Origin of the sequence: Photobacterium lutimaris (genome assembly GCF_003025555.1) — a bacterium.
GTDB classification, from domain to species: Bacteria; Pseudomonadota; Gammaproteobacteria; order Enterobacterales; family Vibrionaceae; genus Photobacterium; species Photobacterium lutimaris.
In genome coordinates this window covers 45,065-60,852 of record NZ_PYMH01000006.1, presented here as the reverse complement: position 1 = coordinate 60,852, position 15,788 = coordinate 45,065, and the positions used below count along the sequence as shown (strand labels likewise).

Genomic DNA, 15,788 nt, shown 5'->3' with positions numbered 1-15,788 from the left:
TCTGGATGACTTCGAAACCATCGCTTACCTGTATTGATATTAGTGAAGAATGCTAACAGGCGAAGACCTGAAAAATTCACACTTTTCCAAAGTAAAAAAAGCGCACCGACAGGATGCGCCCTTTATCATGCCAGACTGCCCATTAAGACAACCTGAATGTTCGTTTGTTCACACAAACCGGCGGGCAATGCCCCACGCTTAGTTTACAGAATCTTTAAGCGCTTTACCTGCTTTAAAGCCAGGTACTTTCGCCGCTGCGATTTGAATTTCTTCACCAGTCTGTGGGTTGCGGCCAGTGCGCGCTGCACGCTCACGTACAGAGAAAGTACCGAAGCCAACAAGCGCAACCTGATCGCCAGTTTTCAGGCTATCAGATACCGCATCGATGAATGCATCCAGAGCACGACCTGCAGACGCTTTAGAAATATCTGCGTTTTCAGCGATTTTATCAACTAGTTGAGTTTTGTTCACGATCTATCCCCTCTATGAACATTATCCGTTTGCAGCCTTCATGGCAAAATATACATCACGGACAAAAAGAATCAGTTTCATTATATCAACACCGAACACAGGTTCACGTGTAGACATTGATTTTATTGAGCTAACGGCAAATTAGAACACACTTATAGCCACACAAAAAAACGCTGACAAGGTTTTTATCCTCGAAAGCGTTTTTTCATATCTTAACTTTGCTGCACGTCACTGTTTTGGGCGTTTACCAGCTCAATACCCGTTGGATTATTCTGCAGTGCAACGGTTAGCACTTCATCAATCCAACGCACTGGTCGCACTTCCAGATCCGCAATCACGTTATCCGGAATCTCCTCCAGATCACGCTCGTTTTCCTTCGGAATCAGTACCGTTTTGATACCACCGCGGTGAGCTGCAAGCAGTTTCTCTTTCAGGCCACCAATAGGTAATACCTCACCACGCAGGGTGATCTCACCGGTCATGGCAACATCGCCGCGAACCGGGTTACCAGTCAGGCTAGAAACCAACGCCGTACACATGGCAATACCGGCACTCGGTCCGTCTTTCGGTGTCGCCCCTTCAGGCACATGGACATGGATATCGCGCTTCTCGTAAAAATCAGGCGCAACACCCAAGCGCTCGGCACGGGTACGAACAACCGTCATCGCCGCCTGAATCGACTCCTGCATCACATCACCGAGGGAACCGGTGTAGGTCAGCTTGCCTTTGCCCGGCATCGACTCGGTCTCAATGGTCAGCAGATCGCCGCCCACTTCGGTCCACGCCAGACCGGTAACCTGGCCAATACGGTTATTTTCTTCCGCTTTACCGTAATCAAAGCGCTGAACACCCAAATATTCTTTCAGGTTATCCTGAGTAATAACAACTTTTTTGGTCTCAGGGTTAAGCAGGATCTCTTTCACGGCTTTGCGGCACAGTTTAGACACTTCACGCTCAAGGCTACGTACACCCGCTTCACGGGTATAGTAACGAATGATACCAATCAGCGCGGAGTCATCCACCTCAATCTCGTGTGGCTTGAGGCCATTACGCTGGACCTGCTTCTCTAGCAGGTGGCGCTTGGCAATATTGAGCTTCTCATCTTCGGTATAGCCCGACAGACGGATCACTTCCATACGGTCAAGCAAAGGACCTGGGATGTTCATCGAGTTCGAGGTCGCCACGAACATCACATCAGAAAGGTCGTAGTCGACTTCGAGGTAGTGATCGTTGAAGGCATTGTTCTGCTCAGGATCCAACACTTCTAGCAAGGCTGAAGAAGGATCACCACGCATGTCCGATGACATTTTGTCGATTTCATCAAGCAAGAACAGCGGGTTCTTAACTTGAACCTTCGACATTTTCTGGATCAGCTTGCCCGGCATCGAACCGATATAGGTACGACGGTGACCACGGATTTCCGCTTCGTCACGTACGCCGCCCAGCGCCATACGGGTATATTTACGCCCGGTCGCGGCAGCAATTGACTGACCCAAAGAGGTTTTACCAACACCAGGAGGACCAACCAAACACAGGATAGGGCCTTTCAGCTTGTTGATACGGCTCTGAACCGCTAAATACTCAAGGATGCGCTCTTTGACGCGCTCAAGGCCGTAATGGTCGGCATTCAGCACTTCTTCGGCCTTGGCTAGGTTCTTCTTCACCTTGGAGCGCTTGTACCAAGGCACACTCAGCATCCAGTCAATGTAGCCACGCACCACCGTTGCCTCGGCAGACATCGGCGACATCATCTTCAGTTTCTGCAGCTCTTGCTCTGTCTTCTCGCGTGCCTCTTTAGGCATCTTCGACTCTTCGATTTTCTTCTTCAAAGATTCGAATTCGTCCGGTGCGTCATCCAGCTCACCCAGTTCTTTCTGGATAGCCTTCATCTGCTCGTTGAGGTAGTACTCGCGCTGGCTCTTTTCCATCTGCTTCTTGACGCGGCCACGGATGCGTTTTTCAACTTGCAGCAGGTCAATTTCAGATTCCATCATCGCCATCAAGAACTCGAGACGCTCTACAACATCGATGATTTCCAGCACCTTCTGCTTGTCAGCAAGCTTAAGGGGCATGTGGGCAGCAATGGTATCAGCCAAGCGAGCGGCTTCCTCAATGCCATTTAGCGAGGTCAGAACCTCTGGCGGGATTTTCTTGTTGAGCTTGATAAACCCTTCGAACTGATTGATTGCCGTTCGAACCAGCACTTCCTGCTCGCGCTCATCCATTTCCTCGGTAACCAGGAACTCGGCCTCAGCACTGAAGAACTCATCATCACGCAGGTTCTCGACTTTAGCACGCTGCTGACCTTCAACCAGCACCTTCACCGTACCGTCTGGCAGTTTGAGCAGCTGTAGAATAGTCGCAATCGTACCTACATCGTATAGGTCGGTAATCGAAGGTTCGTCGGTCGCCGCTTCTTTCTGAGCAACCAACAAAATTTGCTTGTTATCATCCATCGCCGCTTCAAGGCAGCGAATAGATTTATCCCGGCCTACAAACAATGGAATGACCATATGCGGGTAGACCACCACATCACGCAGTGGCAGAACGGGGATCTCAAGGCGTTCCGAACGCTCCAGGTTCATAATATTCTCTCTTCCGTTCACTCTTATTAAAGAGTATATGGGGGCATGGGCGCAAGATTCAACGGGATATGTAGCAGAAAATAAAAAAGGAGGCGATTGCCTCCTTTTTTTAACCGCTCTGGGCAGATTTTACTCAGCGCCTGCTGCTTGACTTTCGGTGTTCTCGTAAATCAGTAGAGGCTCTGATTCGCCCTTAATTACTGATTCGTCGATAACAACCTTGCTCACGCCTTCAGCTGAAGGTAGCTCATACATGGTATCAAGCAGAACCGCTTCAACAATCGAGCGAAGGCCACGTGCACCTGTCTTGCGTTCCATTGCCTTGCGGGCAATAGCAACAAGCGCATCGTCACGGAACTCAAGCTCAACATTTTCAAGCTCCAGAAGTGCCGCATACTGCTTGGTAAGGGCATTCTTCGGTTCACGCAGGATTTGTACCAGTGCGTCTTCATCCAGCTCGCTCAAGATAGCCGTGACAGGAAGACGACCGATGAACTCAGGGATCAGGCCGTACTTAACCAAATCTTCAGGTTCTACCTTCTCGAACAGATCACTCAGGGTATTAGATTGATCTTTCGAACGGACATCTGCACCGAAGCCAATACCAGTACCGGTTGCTACACGCTGGTCAACCACCTTGTCCAAGCCGGCGAACGCACCGCCACAGATGAACAGGATTTTTGACGTGTCCACTTGCAGGAATTCCTGCTGTGGATGCTTACGGCCACCTTGCGGCGGAACCGATGCTACCGTGCCTTCAATCAGCTTCAGCAACGCCTGCTGAACACCTTCACCCGAAACATCACGGGTAATTGATGGGTTGTCTGACTTACGTGAGATCTTGTCGATCTCATCGATGTACACAATACCGCGCTCGGCCTTGGCTACATCGTAATCACACTTCTGCAGCAACTTCTGGATGATGTTTTCAACATCCTCACCCACGTAACCGGCTTCGGTCAGGGTGGTGGCATCCGCCATAGTAAACGGTACATCCAGCATACGTGCCAGTGTTTCTGCCAGTAGCGTCTTACCGCTACCCGTTGGGCCGATCAACAAGATGTTACTCTTGCCCAACTCAACACCATCACTATTGGTATCGCCATTGCGAAGACGCTTGTAGTGGTTGTACACCGCTACCGCGAGAACTTTCTTCGCATGAGACTGACCAATAACGTATTCATCCAGGTTTGTACGAATTTCCTGTGGTGTCGGAAGTTCATTGCCATCACGCTTTGGCATTACTTCTTTGATTTCTTCACGAATGATGTCGTTGCACAGGTCAACACATTCATCGCAAATATACACAGAAGGGCCTGCAATCAGCTTGCGAACTTCATGCTGACTTTTGCCGCAGAAAGAGCAGTACAGCAGTTTTCCACTACCACTCTCTTTTCGCTTATCTGTCATTCGCTAACCTCTATTCGGGTCTTACCCCATCATTGCCTTTGTTTTGAGTGTATAACAACTCAAGTCTTTTTGCTCCGCGCAAACGGCTAAGTCGCTGCACGGAGGCTAAAAACTTAGTCACGTTGACTCAAAACTGCGTCGACCAAACCGTATTCTACAGCTTGCTCTGCCGACATAAAGTTATCACGATCGGTATCACGCTCAACCACTTCTAGTGGTTGGCCAGTGTGCTCTGCAAGCAAACCGTTTAAACGTCCTTTGATCGTTAGGATTTCCTGAGCATGGATCTGGATATCAGAAGCCTGGCCCTGGAAGCCACCTAGTGGCTGGTGAATCATCACGCGGGAGTTAGGTAGGCAGTAACGCTTACCTTTGGCGCCGCCAGCCAGCAGGAATGCACCCATAGAGCATGCCTGACCCATACAAACGGTGCTGACGTTTGGCTTGATGAACTGCATGGTGTCGTAGATAGACATCCCTGCAGTAACCGAGCCGCCCGGTGAATTGATATACAGGAAAATGTCCTTGTCAGGGTTTTCAGACTCAAGGAACAGAAGCTGCGCAACGACTAGATTGGCCATATGATCTTCTACCTGACCGGTCAGGAAGATCACACGCTCTTTCAATAGTCGGGAATAGATGTCGTAGGAACGTTCACCACGAGAAGTCTGCTCGACCACCATAGGAACCAGCGCATCTAAGATCGGCGACATGGCGTTTTTTTCTTGGTAGCTCATAACGTTATTTCCCTAAAATAAATGGCCCGAATGAAATTACTCTCACACGGACCATTGTTAGCAGAAGATTTGAAGTAAAGTCAAATCCCTACAGTAATTTCAGCAAATTATGCAGCTGGCTGTTGGTTCATCAGATCGTTGAAGCTAACTTCTTTATCTGAAACCTGAGCTTTAGCCAGTAGCGCATCGATAGCTTGCTCTTCTAGAGCAACGTTGCGCATGTTGTTCATCATCTGCTCGTTCTTCTCGTAGTAAGAAACAACTTCTGTTGGATCTTCGTAAGCAGAAGCCATTTCAGCGATGATCGCTTTAACGCGCTCTTCGTCCGCTTTTAGCTCTTCAGACTTGATCACTTCACCAAGAAGTAGGCCAACAACTACGCGACGCTTCGCTTGCTCTTCGAACAGCTCACGAGGAAGCTCTGGTGCGTTAGCAGCATCACCGCCGAAGCGCTGAGTTGCCTGCTGGCGTAGAACGTTGATTTCCTGATCGATAAGAGCAGCAGGAACAGTGATGTCGTTCTGCTCAACTAGGCCATTTAGAACCTGATCTTTGATGCGGTTCTTAACAGCTTGCTTCAGCTCGCGCTGCATGTTCTTACGAACTTCAGCTTTCAGGCCTTCAACAGAACCGTCTTCAACGCCGAACTTAGCAACAAACTCTTCAGTCAGCTCTGGAAGTTCCTGAGCTTCAACTTTGTGTAGTTTGATAGCGAAAGTCGCTGCTTTACCTTTTAGGTTTTCAGCGTGGTAATCTTCAGGGAAAGTCACTTCTAGAGAGAACTCTTCGCCCGCTTTCTTACCAACGATACCGTCTTCGAAACCTGGGATCATTCGGCCCTGGCCCATAGCAAGAGCGAAACCTTCAGCTTTACCGCCGTCGAATTCTTCACCGTCGATAGAACCTGTGAAGTCGATAGTTACGCGGCTGTCAGCAGCTGCTGCGTCTGCAACTTCGTTCCACGTTGCCTGCTGCTTGCGAAGCGTGTCTAGCATTGTGTCAACGTCTTCGTCTTTCACTTCTACTGCTGGTTTTTCAACAGTGATGTTTTCTAGACCCGCTAGCTCGATTTCTGGGAAGATTTCGAAAGACGCTTTGAATACTAGGTCTTTACCTTCAGCGATCTCAACTGGGGTGAAAGTTGGTGCGCCTGCTGGGTTGATTTTTTCTTTAACGATCGCTTCGATGTAGTGACGCTGCATCACTTCACCTAGGATGTCCTGGCGAACAGAAGCGCCGAACATACGAGCAACCATTTTAATCGGTGCTTTACCAGGACGGAAACCATCGAAACGACGATTCTTAGCAATTTTCTTCAGCTCAGCAGCAACAGCATCTTCGATGTTTGCAGCTGGAACTGTGATAGTTAGATGGCGTTCTAGACCTTCAGTGGTTTCAACGGTAACTTGCATTTTATTTAACCTCAAAACTTACTCAGTATTCTCTGAGTGATGTTGCCGATCAGTCATGCTGACGGTGGCATCCTTTCGTGTTATGGCCAGCAACCACGGCCAAACCATAACGCCTTAATTCTGTGAAGCGCGGTATTATAACGGTCCTCAGCCCTGCCGTCGAGACAGAGTGGCCGCACCGCAATCAAACCTTTCACACAAGATAGGGGCAAAAAAACCATTTTCAAGGGAAAACCCCAAAAAAAACGTTTCCTTTTACGTTTTTTTGACCGTACGCTGTTTTAACTGTCTTTTTTCCCGCCTAAACGCCGAATTTTTACCGTATAAATATCGTCCAACTGGGTAGCCAGAATGAATAGTGATCCGAAATGCATGGTGATGCGTACTGTTTCATAACTAGCCAGTGGATATAGCGATGTTTATAGGAAAAAAGAAGGTTTGGATTGTGGGTGCAAACGGGGGGTTAGGGCTTGCTCTTACTCGACATATTCTCGCTCAAGGCTATCAGGTCACCGCTTCAACGCGCCGCTCTTCAATGGCCCTGCAGCAATTACAGACCAGCTATAGCGGCCAAATGACCACCGTTGTCGGTGATCTGCGCCAGCAAAACTCTGAGACCTCGCCGCAACTCACCGCCGTTTTCGAGCAGTATGGCTTACCGGCATGGACAATCAATGCATCCGGGCTACTGCATAGCGCTCCCTCTGGCAGAATGCCGGAAAAACGCCTATCACAGATCAGTGAACCTTTCCTTGCCGACAACATCCATGCCAATACCTACAGCAGCATTGCCATTGCACAATTTCTCGACAGGCTCTACAAGCGTGAGGACCCCTTTCGCTTCTTATGCTTATCCGCCATGGTTGGCTCCATTGCCGATAACCATGCTGGCGGGTGGTACAGCTACCGAATGAGCAAGGCTGCACTCAACATGTTCGTCAAAACGCTTAGTATCGAGTGGCAAAGGCGCTTTCCCCAAGCCTGCATCGCCGCACTTCATCCAGGAACAACGGATACATCACTATCCGCCCCATTTCAGCACAGTATCCGCAGTGACAAGCTTTACTCACCGCAACGTTCTGCCGAGAGAATTTTCCGGGTACTGCGGTCCCTTACCCCAGCGGATACCGGTAAGTTCTTACATTGGGATAGTACAACGCTTCCATGGTGAGAAATAACAGGGGGCAGCAAGCAACATCAAGGAGGTACAGGAAAAACAGGTTTTGATACAGGGAGATTGATTCGCTAGAAGTAGCAGAAAAGGATGTAACAGGTAAATGAAAGGGGGAGGATGGCACGCCCTGTAGGATTCGAACCTACGACCACATCCTTAGAAGGGACGTGCTCTATCCAGCTGAGCTAAGGGCGCTTTATCCGGTGTAACGCGAGGTTACGGGACGGAATTATACGTCTCCATCAATGAACGTCAATGCCTTTTCCCCTATTTTCTCTGCATTTGCGTTTAAGTGACTAAACATAGAACAAATTGAATGGGCTATGGGCGCATCCATACAAGTTACAAATACCCACACTAAAGCAGCAACTATTACCAAAACGTAAACAAACCAACAAGCAAACGTTTGCGCTATGGATTTCGGTAACATTCTCTGCGACAATACAACATCTAGGTAGCACTGATGATACCCCCTCAAGGGGGCAACCAATCAAGCTGCCCGCTTCGCGCTCAGTCACTTTCAGTCCAAAGGATAAACATGGCCGCTCAAATCATTGATGGAAAACTTATTTCGCAAACAGTTCGTCAAGAAGTTGCTGCCCGAGTCAAAGCACGCCTCGATGCAGGCCTTCGTGCCCCGGGATTAGCCGTTGTTCTGGTAGGTCAGGATCCCGCTTCGCAAATTTACGTAGGCAGTAAGCGTAAAGCCTGTGATGAGGTCGGTTTTGTATCCAAGTCCTTTGACTTTCCTGCTACGACAACTGAAACGGAATTGCTTGCCCTGATCGACGAGTTAAACAATGACAACGAAGTGGATGGTATCTTGGTCCAGCTTCCCCTCCCAGCAGGTATCGATACCACCAAAGTGCTTGAGCGGATCGACCCAGAAAAAGACGTCGATGGCTTCCATCCTTACAATGTAGGTCGACTGTGCCAGCGAATTCCCAAGCTGCGTTCATGTACCCCGAAAGGGATCATCACCTTGCTTGAACGCTACAATATCGCCCTTCGCGGTAAGCATGCGGTAATTGTCGGCGCATCCAATATTGTCGGCCGCCCTATGACACTTGAACTATTGCTTGCAGGTGCCACCACCACCACCTGCCACCGCTTTACCCAAGATCTGGAAAGCTACGTACGCCAAGCCGATATCCTGGTCGTCGCGGTGGGTAAGCCTAACTTTATTCCGGGCGATTGGATCAAAGAAGGGGCCACCGTGGTTGATGTTGGCATCAACCGCTTAGATAGCGGTAAGCTAGCCGGTGATGTCGAATATGACATTGCCCGCGAGCGCGCTCGCCATATTACCCCTGTTCCAGGGGGAGTCGGCCCGATGACAGTCGCAACCTTGATTGAAAATACACTGCTAGCCTGTGAGCAGTATCATGAGAAGTGATTAATTGGCTAGTGGCTAGTGGCTAGTGGCTAGTGGCTAGAATATTAAAAAGGGCCGGGTGTTGTAATCAACACCCGGCCCTTTTAACTAAAACAAACGCTTTGCCTATGGCCTCTAGCCTTTCGCCTGAAGCCTTTCTTTCAAGAACGCTGTAAATTCTTTGCCCAGGGTCTCGTGGCGCATACCGTATTCAACAAATGCCTGCATGTACCCTAGCTTGCTGCCGCAGTCGTGGCTCTTGCCTGACATATGAAAAGCATTCACTTGCTGATCTTCCATCAACATATCAATCGCGTCAGTCAGCTGGATTTCATCACCCGCACCTACTGGCGTACGGGCCAATAAAGACCAGATTTCAGCCGGGAGCACGTAGCGGCCAACAATGGCCAAATTCGACGGTGCTTCTTCACGAGCAGGCTTCTCTACCACTTTTGTCATCGCCGCCGTTTCACCTGGTTTCAACTCAGCACCGTTGATGTCGGCCACGCCGTAGCTAGAAACCTCAGACATCGGAACTGGCTCAACCATCACCTGGCTGATCTTAGTCGAATTAAACGCATTGACCATTGCCGCCATATTTTCACGACGTAGATCGCTGGCAGCCTCATCCAAAATCACATCTGGCAGCACGACAGCAAACGGCTCATCACCGATCAACGGGTGGGCACAAAGCACGGCATGACCTAGGCCCTTCGCCTGCCCCTGGCGTACATGCATAATAGTGACACCTTTTGGACAAATCTTTTGTACCTCATCCAGTAACTGACGCTTAACACGCTTTTCAAGCGTCGCTTCAAGCTCAAAAGAGGTATCGAAATGGTTTTCGATAGAATTTTTCGATGAGTGGGTAACCAATACGATTTCTTTAATACCAGCAGCCACACACTCATTAACAACGTACTGAATAAGAGGCTTATCAACAATTGGCAGCATTTCCTTTGGAATAGCCTTGGTTGCCGGAAGCATTCGGGTACCCAAACCAGCGACAGGAATCACCGCTTTACGGACAAGGGAAGACGTAGACATATTATTTTCCATTTAAAATTATTCAAGCCACTATAACAAACTCATTGCAATCGAATCCAACTTTGCAATAATCACGGTTCACTTTTTCACCAAATCTTCATTCTGAACACTGACCTTCACCGGCTTACCCAGCAATTGAATCATCATAAATGAGCGTTTTTCACCGTCAGGTTCTTGATAAATTGCCTCAATGCCTTTGAACTGACCCTGTGTCAGCTTAAGTGACTCACCCGGCTTAGGAAGGTCTGATAATTTTTTTTGGTGTTCTTCCGAGTCTTCATTAATCATCAAGCTATAGATAAGATCAGGGTTTACCGTCTGCGGCCTCGCGCCTTGGCGAATAAAGTCTGCAACGCCGCGCGTAGATCGTACAGTGGTATAACTGATATTTTCGGGATCAAAATAGGCAAACATATAGCCCGGGAACAACGGCTCAAAAGCGGTAACGCGTTTTCCACGGACTATTTTATCCACGGTTACCTGAGGGTAATAACACTCAACTCCTTGACGATCAAGATTAATCACCGCACGTTCTTGTTCACTGCGCTTACAATATAGTAGGTACCAATCTTTCATAGCAATCTCAGTCAGTTAATCCTCTCGCCTGAGGCAATTATACCTAAGCCACCCTAGCCGACAATGTTTTGCCTACCCTCAAGACCAATATCTCAGCCCTTTAGATGCTAGTGCACAACCCGCCAATTGTGTAACAACCATTAACAGGAAATCATTGCGATACATAACCCCAACAAATAATAAAAATAAAGATGAAAAAACCACAAAATTAAAAAAAGAAAGGATAACCTTTACATCACTTATGGTAAATCTGAAATTTCAATTTTGGACGAATAGCAAACAACCGCTTACTAATCAACATGTTGCATTGTTTTTGATTTGTTTTTGATTTGTAACGATTTGCAGTTTAATAATTTGTCATTTATAAAAGGAGCGACATTAGCAAACACAAAAACAACTAAATTTAGAGAATAATTATGAGCAATCTGAATAGTGGCACGTTACTAGGCCACCCTAAGGGTTTGTTCTTACTGTTTGGAACCGAACTGTGGGAACGTTTTTCTTACTATGCGATGCGTGCCATTCTGGTGCTTTACCTCACCGACAAAACCATCAATGGTGGTCTAGGTTGGTCGACACAAGACGCCCTTAACCTATACGGTATCTATACCGGCCTTGTGTACATTACGCCGCTCATCGGTGGTTGGATCGCTGACAACTTTCTTGGACAACGCCGCTCAATCATCATTGGCGGTATCTTGATGGCCCTAGGCCAGTTTACCCTTGCCCTTCCAAACAGCATGGTCGACCCACATTCTGTGACAGCCTTTTACCTCGGCCTTGGCTTGCTAATCATCGGTAACGGTATGTTCAAGCCGAACATTTCAACCATGGTGGGCGATCTTTACCAAGACGGCGATAACCGCCGCGACGGTGCATTCACTATCTTCTACATGGGGATCAACCTTGGCTCATTGCTGGCCGGTATTATTGCAGGCACCGCCTCTGCCGCCTACGGCTGGAAAGCCGGCTTTCTAACGGCGGGTATCGGTATGTTGATCAGCTTGGTCACCCAGCTGATTTTTGCTGAACGCCTACTGGGCAACATTGGTAAAGAACCTGCGGCAAAACGTGCGGCAGCGATGAATAAGTCAGGCAAACAAGAACCACTGACCAAACAAGAAAAAGATCGCCTCAAGGTCATTATGATCATGGGTATGTTCGTCGTCATTTTCTGGGCAGGCTTCGAGCAAGCCGGTGGCCTGATGAATATCTTCTCGCAGCAGTACACTGACCGAATGATCGGTAGCTTTGAAGTACCTGCTGCATGGTTCCAGTCACTTAACCCGTTCTTCGTGATCACCCTTGCACCACTGATTGCGTCAATTTGGGTAAAAATGGGGCCTAAAGAACCAAGCTCCCCAGCTAAATTTGCCATGGGCCTGTTCTTCCTGGCTGCCGGATTCATTTGCATGATGGGTGCAGTGATGCAGCAAGGTGGCGATATCACCGTGAAGACATCCATGTTCTGGCTAGTCGCGGCCTACTTCTTCCATACTCTGGGTGAGCTATGCCTATCGCCAATCGGCTTATCGATGGTGACCAAACTCGCGCCGCTACGTCTTGCCTCTTTGATGATGGGTGCGTGGTTTGGCTTCAATGCCATCGCTAACTATGTCGCTGGTATTATCGGTGCCCACGTGGGTGAAGCTGGCCCTATGGCGATCTTCAGCGGCATCGCCATTGCCGCAACCGTTGCCGGTGTCCTTCTACTACTATGCTCTAACCAACTTATCCGCTGGATGCACGGTGCCGAAGGTAAGGCCGTTGAAGAAGACGCAGAGCCTCAGCCGGTACAGGCTTAATTTTTTCGCAACAAACCATGCTTCACAACGAGCGTGATACACAAAAACGGAGAGCCTGGGTTCTCCGTTTTTTATCATCCAAGTAACCTCAATTATTGGCTTTTCGCTTGAAGGTTAAGCTAAAACTGGCCGAGCCGGTTTCACTCAACGACAGCCGCCCGCCAGAGTCTGAAAGCTTAAGGCTCACACTATCATTCTTGCTCGCATTATTGCCCAGCCATGGCTGGGCTGCGACAACTTGTTCCCCGTCACTGGTTTGCAACCGCGCAGAAAGACCGGCAGAGGCAATGTTCATGGTCCTGTCCGTCACATCAATAATACCAAAAATGGCTTTGATCGGAGAAGCATAGCCTGAGTGACGCATCCCCTTCTCAATGAGCTTAATGAGCCCTGAAATCGTATTTTGATCACCCATACGGGTACGTAAATAATCGTTGAAAAAAGCCCTGATCAACAAGGTAGTCGCCGTACCGTTATCACCGCCCGTCGCCGAGTCGACCAAATAAAATGCCAGCCGACCATCCATCAGCCAGGTGTAATCAAGCAAAACAGGCTGAACATCCGTTGCCTGCAATATGCAATAATTTAACTGCCAGTCACCGAGCGAGGACTGCGTTTCAGGCATCAACCCCAACAATAACTCCCGAGCGGCCCTCGGGTTCGCTTTAAGCTCCTCAATATGCCACGCAAGCTCTTCATCTACGATCGTTTCATCTTCGATATTTACCCATTGGCTTGAAAAGCCAAGGTTTTCCGTGACTGAATCTTCCGATTTGAGTACCGACATAATCGCCGATTTAAGCACCATGATGTTATCGAGCGGTTTGATGAGAAAATCCTTCACACCATGGCGCAAGGCTGCCGCCACATCAGACATATTACCGGTACCAGAGATAACGATGATCGGCACCATCGGATACTGCAAAGAGACTTCCTCAACAAACTCCATCCCCGTCAATACCGGCATTGCTAAATCACACAGCAGAATGTCAGGCATGTCATCACGCAATGCCTTGAGTCCCTCCAAGCCATTTTCCGCCTCACGCACCCGGCAACCCTGACTGATAAGGAAACCAGAAAGCATGGTTCTAAATACTGGATCATCTTCGACGATCAGAACGTCTTTATCTTCAAGCAAAGCCTGCTCCCTGACTGAAGAATGGTAATGGTGCTTGACACCTCGGGTGCCGCCTTGCTGGGAATGTGTACTCATGACAACGCTAACCACAGGCTTGACTAACCTAACAAAAGCATAGGTCGAAATCCGCAGATCGTCAGGGGATTCATACTTTCCATGCTGAAAATATTGAAAATTGTTAACAGCATCAAAGTTTAAATTTTTCAATTACTAAGAATCAGACTCCAGTAACTTGGGTATACCTTGAAAAGAAAAATGCACGATATCTTGATTTACAGCAAAAGTTGTCCTGAAAACGTCATCTTTTTGCATATTTTGTTATACAATTCACCATTATAAGTTTTCAGTGTTGTACAGTTATGAAGCTTGACGATTTAAATTTATTCCGCATGGTTGTGGAAAATGGCAGTTACACAGCGACGTCTCGTAAGACCCAGGTGCCCGTTGCCACCCTGACCCGGCGTATCCAGGCACTTGAAGAGTGCTTAAATATCCGCCTACTAAACCGTCATGCAAGGAAGCTATCACTGACAGAAGCCGGACAGAAATTTTACGATGAGTGCAGCCCGTTGCTACAGAGTTTGGTCGATACGGCCGAGCATGTTAGCGAAGAGTGTAAAGGGGCAGCCGGTAAACTTAAGATTGCCGCGCCGTCGAATCTGACCAAGGTGATGTTGCAGCCTTTGCTCAATACCTTTATGCAAGAACATCCAGCGATCCATATTCAGCTGATGATGAGCAATGATCCTGAAATTCTCGACCCAACCGATTGGGATGTGATTTTCCGGGTCGGCCCACAGCGCGACTCCACGTTGATTGCACGGAAAATCAATGCGGTGAAAGATATTCTAGTCGCCAGTCCAGATTACTTAAGTAACAATTCTGAGCCGAAGCACGCTCAAGATCTCCACCAGCACCCATTGCTAAAGGGTAAGCCGCTACTGCGTTGGCGCCTGACCAACAGTGACGGTGAAACAGTGACGGTGTCAGATCGTGGCCGCTACGAAGCTAACGAGCTCAATGTCGTGCGCAAGGCGTGTATGGCAGGACTCGGGATCACCCTGATGCCGGATGTGATGCTGGAGAAATACATCTCCTCCGGTGAGTTGGTCCAAATCCTCAAAAACTGGTCATCAAACCAACGTGATGTATACCTGATGTATAACCACCGTGATTACCAACCAGAGAAACTGCGGATTTTCATTGAGTTTGCCAGCGAATACTTCAAACTCTAAGTTCTAGCAGTAGAAAACGACCTTCCCGCATCACCCAATCTGCGGGGAGGTAACATCCCGCCCAAACGCCCCTCTTACCTTAGATAACTCCGAATATTGCTTAGTTTGCGATTAGATAACGGTACTTCCTTGCGAACTGTTTCAACCCCGACTAAACGTTAATAGTACTGGCATGAAAATAAGCACGACTCAATGAGGAAGCGTTATGATTCTGGGACATTTATTTGGTTTGTACACCCACCCCAAGCAAGAGTGGCGGGCGATTGACAAGGAACATGAAGGGATACAAAGCAGTTTAAGCCATATCTTACTGATTGCTTTACTCCCACCCGCGTTTGCTTTCATTTCCAGCGTCTTTATTGGTTGGCGTATTGGTGTTGGTTCACCTATCTATCTGACCCAAGGTAGTGCGTTGGCCATGTCCGTCGCCATGTATTTTGCCTTAATTGCCGGGGTCTTCGCCCTCGCCTACCTCACCTACTGGATGAGCCATACCTTCGGTTCGACACCCACTTACACCCAAGCACTTGAACTGGCCGCCTATACCGCCACACCGCTTTTCATGATCAGTATCGCGGCTATCTATCCGCAAGTCTGGTTCCTGATGATTGCCGGTCTGATCGGGATAGCCTACTCGGTCTACCTACTGTATACCGGCGTTCCTATCCTGATGCATATCCCTGAAGAGCGAGGATTCATTTATGCCAGCTCTATCGTGACCTGTGGGTTGGTGCTGCTGGTATCAATTATCGCAGGCTCGGTGATTCTGTGGAACTTGGGCATAGGGCCGCAGTTTAGTCACTAGGCTAGAGGCTAGAGGCTA

General features: G+C 48.5%; 13 protein-coding genes and 1 tRNA gene. 5 read left to right on the top strand and 9 right to left on the bottom strand.

Annotation, left to right across the window (positions count from 1 at the left end; all coding sequences use genetic code 11):
- Positions 1-198: 198 nt before the first annotated feature.
- The 5 genes from hupB to tig form a co-directional block, all read right to left on the bottom strand.
- Positions 199-471: a nucleoid-associated protein HU-beta gene (gene hupB / locus C9I99_RS13530; RefSeq protein WP_107349423.1), complete on the bottom strand. Its 273-nt coding sequence runs from the start codon at positions 469-471 to the stop codon at positions 199-201.
- Between the two features lie 212 nt (positions 472-683).
- Positions 684-3,056, bottom strand: a complete 2,373-nt coding sequence (gene lon / locus C9I99_RS13525) for an endopeptidase La (protein WP_107349422.1) — start codon at positions 3,054-3,056, stop codon at positions 684-686.
- Positions 3,057-3,185: 129 nt separating this feature from the next.
- Entirely contained in the window at positions 3,186-4,466 is a 1,281-nt protein-coding gene (gene clpX, locus C9I99_RS13520) for an ATP-dependent protease ATP-binding subunit ClpX (protein ID WP_107349421.1), read from the bottom strand.
- A 113-nt stretch (positions 4,467-4,579) separates the two neighbouring features.
- Entirely contained in the window at positions 4,580-5,203 is a 624-nt protein-coding gene (gene clpP, locus C9I99_RS13515) for an ATP-dependent Clp endopeptidase proteolytic subunit ClpP (RefSeq protein WP_107349420.1), read from the bottom strand.
- A 107-nt stretch (positions 5,204-5,310) separates the two neighbouring features.
- Entirely contained in the window at positions 5,311-6,615 is a 1,305-nt protein-coding gene (gene tig / locus C9I99_RS13510; protein ID WP_107349419.1) for a trigger factor, read from the bottom strand.
- A gap of 415 nt (positions 6,616-7,030) precedes the next feature.
- Here tig and C9I99_RS13505 point away from each other — a divergent pair, with 415 nt between their 5' ends.
- Positions 7,031-7,786: an SDR family NAD(P)-dependent oxidoreductase gene (locus tag C9I99_RS13505; RefSeq protein ID WP_107349418.1), complete on the top strand. Its 756-nt coding sequence runs from the start codon at positions 7,031-7,033 to the stop codon at positions 7,784-7,786.
- 121 nt (positions 7,787-7,907) lie between these two features.
- Here C9I99_RS13505 and C9I99_RS13500 read toward each other — a convergent pair.
- A tRNA-Arg gene (locus tag C9I99_RS13500) sits at positions 7,908-7,984 on the bottom strand.
- A gap of 343 nt (positions 7,985-8,327) precedes the next feature.
- Between C9I99_RS13500 and folD the strand changes: the two genes are divergently transcribed.
- Positions 8,328-9,185, top strand: a complete 858-nt coding sequence (gene folD / locus C9I99_RS13495; RefSeq protein ID WP_107349417.1) for a bifunctional methylenetetrahydrofolate dehydrogenase/methenyltetrahydrofolate cyclohydrolase FolD — start codon at positions 8,328-8,330, stop codon at positions 9,183-9,185.
- Between the two features lie 114 nt (positions 9,186-9,299).
- Here folD and galU read toward each other — a convergent pair whose 3' ends face one another.
- Both galU and rfaH read right to left on the bottom strand, forming a co-directional pair.
- Complete coding sequence (gene galU, locus C9I99_RS13490; protein ID WP_107349416.1) at positions 9,300-10,211, bottom strand: UTP--glucose-1-phosphate uridylyltransferase GalU; 912 nt, start codon at positions 10,209-10,211, stop codon at positions 9,300-9,302.
- A gap of 78 nt (positions 10,212-10,289) precedes the next feature.
- Positions 10,290-10,787, bottom strand: coding sequence for a transcription/translation regulatory transformer protein RfaH (gene rfaH, locus C9I99_RS13485; RefSeq protein ID WP_107349415.1), 498 nt, complete (start codon positions 10,785-10,787; stop codon positions 10,290-10,292).
- A gap of 416 nt (positions 10,788-11,203) precedes the next feature.
- Between rfaH and C9I99_RS13480 the strand changes: the two genes are divergently transcribed.
- Positions 11,204-12,592 (top strand): peptide MFS transporter, encoded by a 1,389-nt coding sequence (locus C9I99_RS13480; RefSeq protein WP_107349414.1) that lies wholly within the window; start codon positions 11,204-11,206, stop codon positions 12,590-12,592.
- 88 nt (positions 12,593-12,680) lie between these two features.
- On the opposite strand, the gene C9I99_RS13475 is transcribed toward C9I99_RS13480, so the two are convergent.
- Positions 12,681-13,730: a response regulator gene (locus C9I99_RS13475; RefSeq protein WP_107349627.1), complete on the bottom strand. Its 1,050-nt coding sequence runs from the start codon at positions 13,728-13,730 to the stop codon at positions 12,681-12,683.
- Between the two features lie 359 nt (positions 13,731-14,089).
- Between C9I99_RS13475 and C9I99_RS13470 the strand changes: the two genes are divergently transcribed.
- A complete protein-coding gene (locus C9I99_RS13470) occupies positions 14,090-14,965 on the top strand; it encodes a LysR family transcriptional regulator (RefSeq protein WP_107349413.1) in 876 nt (291 codons plus the stop codon).
- A 205-nt stretch (positions 14,966-15,170) separates the two neighbouring features.
- Complete coding sequence (locus C9I99_RS13465) at positions 15,171-15,770, top strand: Yip1 family protein (RefSeq protein WP_107349412.1); 600 nt, start codon at positions 15,171-15,173, stop codon at positions 15,768-15,770.
- The last annotated feature ends 18 nt before the right edge of the window (positions 15,771-15,788 follow it).

Coding starts and splice junctions, on each gene's coding strand:
- folD (WP_107349417.1), top strand. CDS start 8,328: ATGGCCGCTCAAATCATTGATGGAAAACTTATTTCGCAAACAGTTCGT.
- rfaH (WP_107349415.1), bottom strand. CDS start 10,787: ATGAAAGATTGGTACCTACTATATTGTAAGCGCAGTGAACAAGAACGT.
- clpP (WP_107349420.1), bottom strand. CDS start 5,203: ATGAGCTACCAAGAAAAAAACGCCATGTCGCCGATCTTAGATGCGCTG.
- galU (WP_107349416.1), bottom strand. CDS start 10,211: ATGTCTACGTCTTCCCTTGTCCGTAAAGCGGTGATTCCTGTCGCTGGT.
- clpX (WP_107349421.1), bottom strand. CDS start 4,466: ATGACAGATAAGCGAAAAGAGAGTGGTAGTGGAAAACTGCTGTACTGC.
- C9I99_RS13480 (WP_107349414.1), top strand. CDS start 11,204: ATGAGCAATCTGAATAGTGGCACGTTACTAGGCCACCCTAAGGGTTTG.
- lon (WP_107349422.1), bottom strand. CDS start 3,056: ATGAACCTGGAGCGTTCGGAACGCCTTGAGATCCCCGTTCTGCCACTG.
- C9I99_RS13505 (WP_107349418.1), top strand. CDS start 7,031: ATGTTTATAGGAAAAAAGAAGGTTTGGATTGTGGGTGCAAACGGGGGG.
- C9I99_RS13465 (WP_107349412.1), top strand. CDS start 15,171: ATGATTCTGGGACATTTATTTGGTTTGTACACCCACCCCAAGCAAGAG.
- C9I99_RS13470 (WP_107349413.1), top strand. CDS start 14,090: ATGAAGCTTGACGATTTAAATTTATTCCGCATGGTTGTGGAAAATGGC.
- tig (WP_107349419.1), bottom strand. CDS start 6,615: ATGCAAGTTACCGTTGAAACCACTGAAGGTCTAGAACGCCATCTAACT.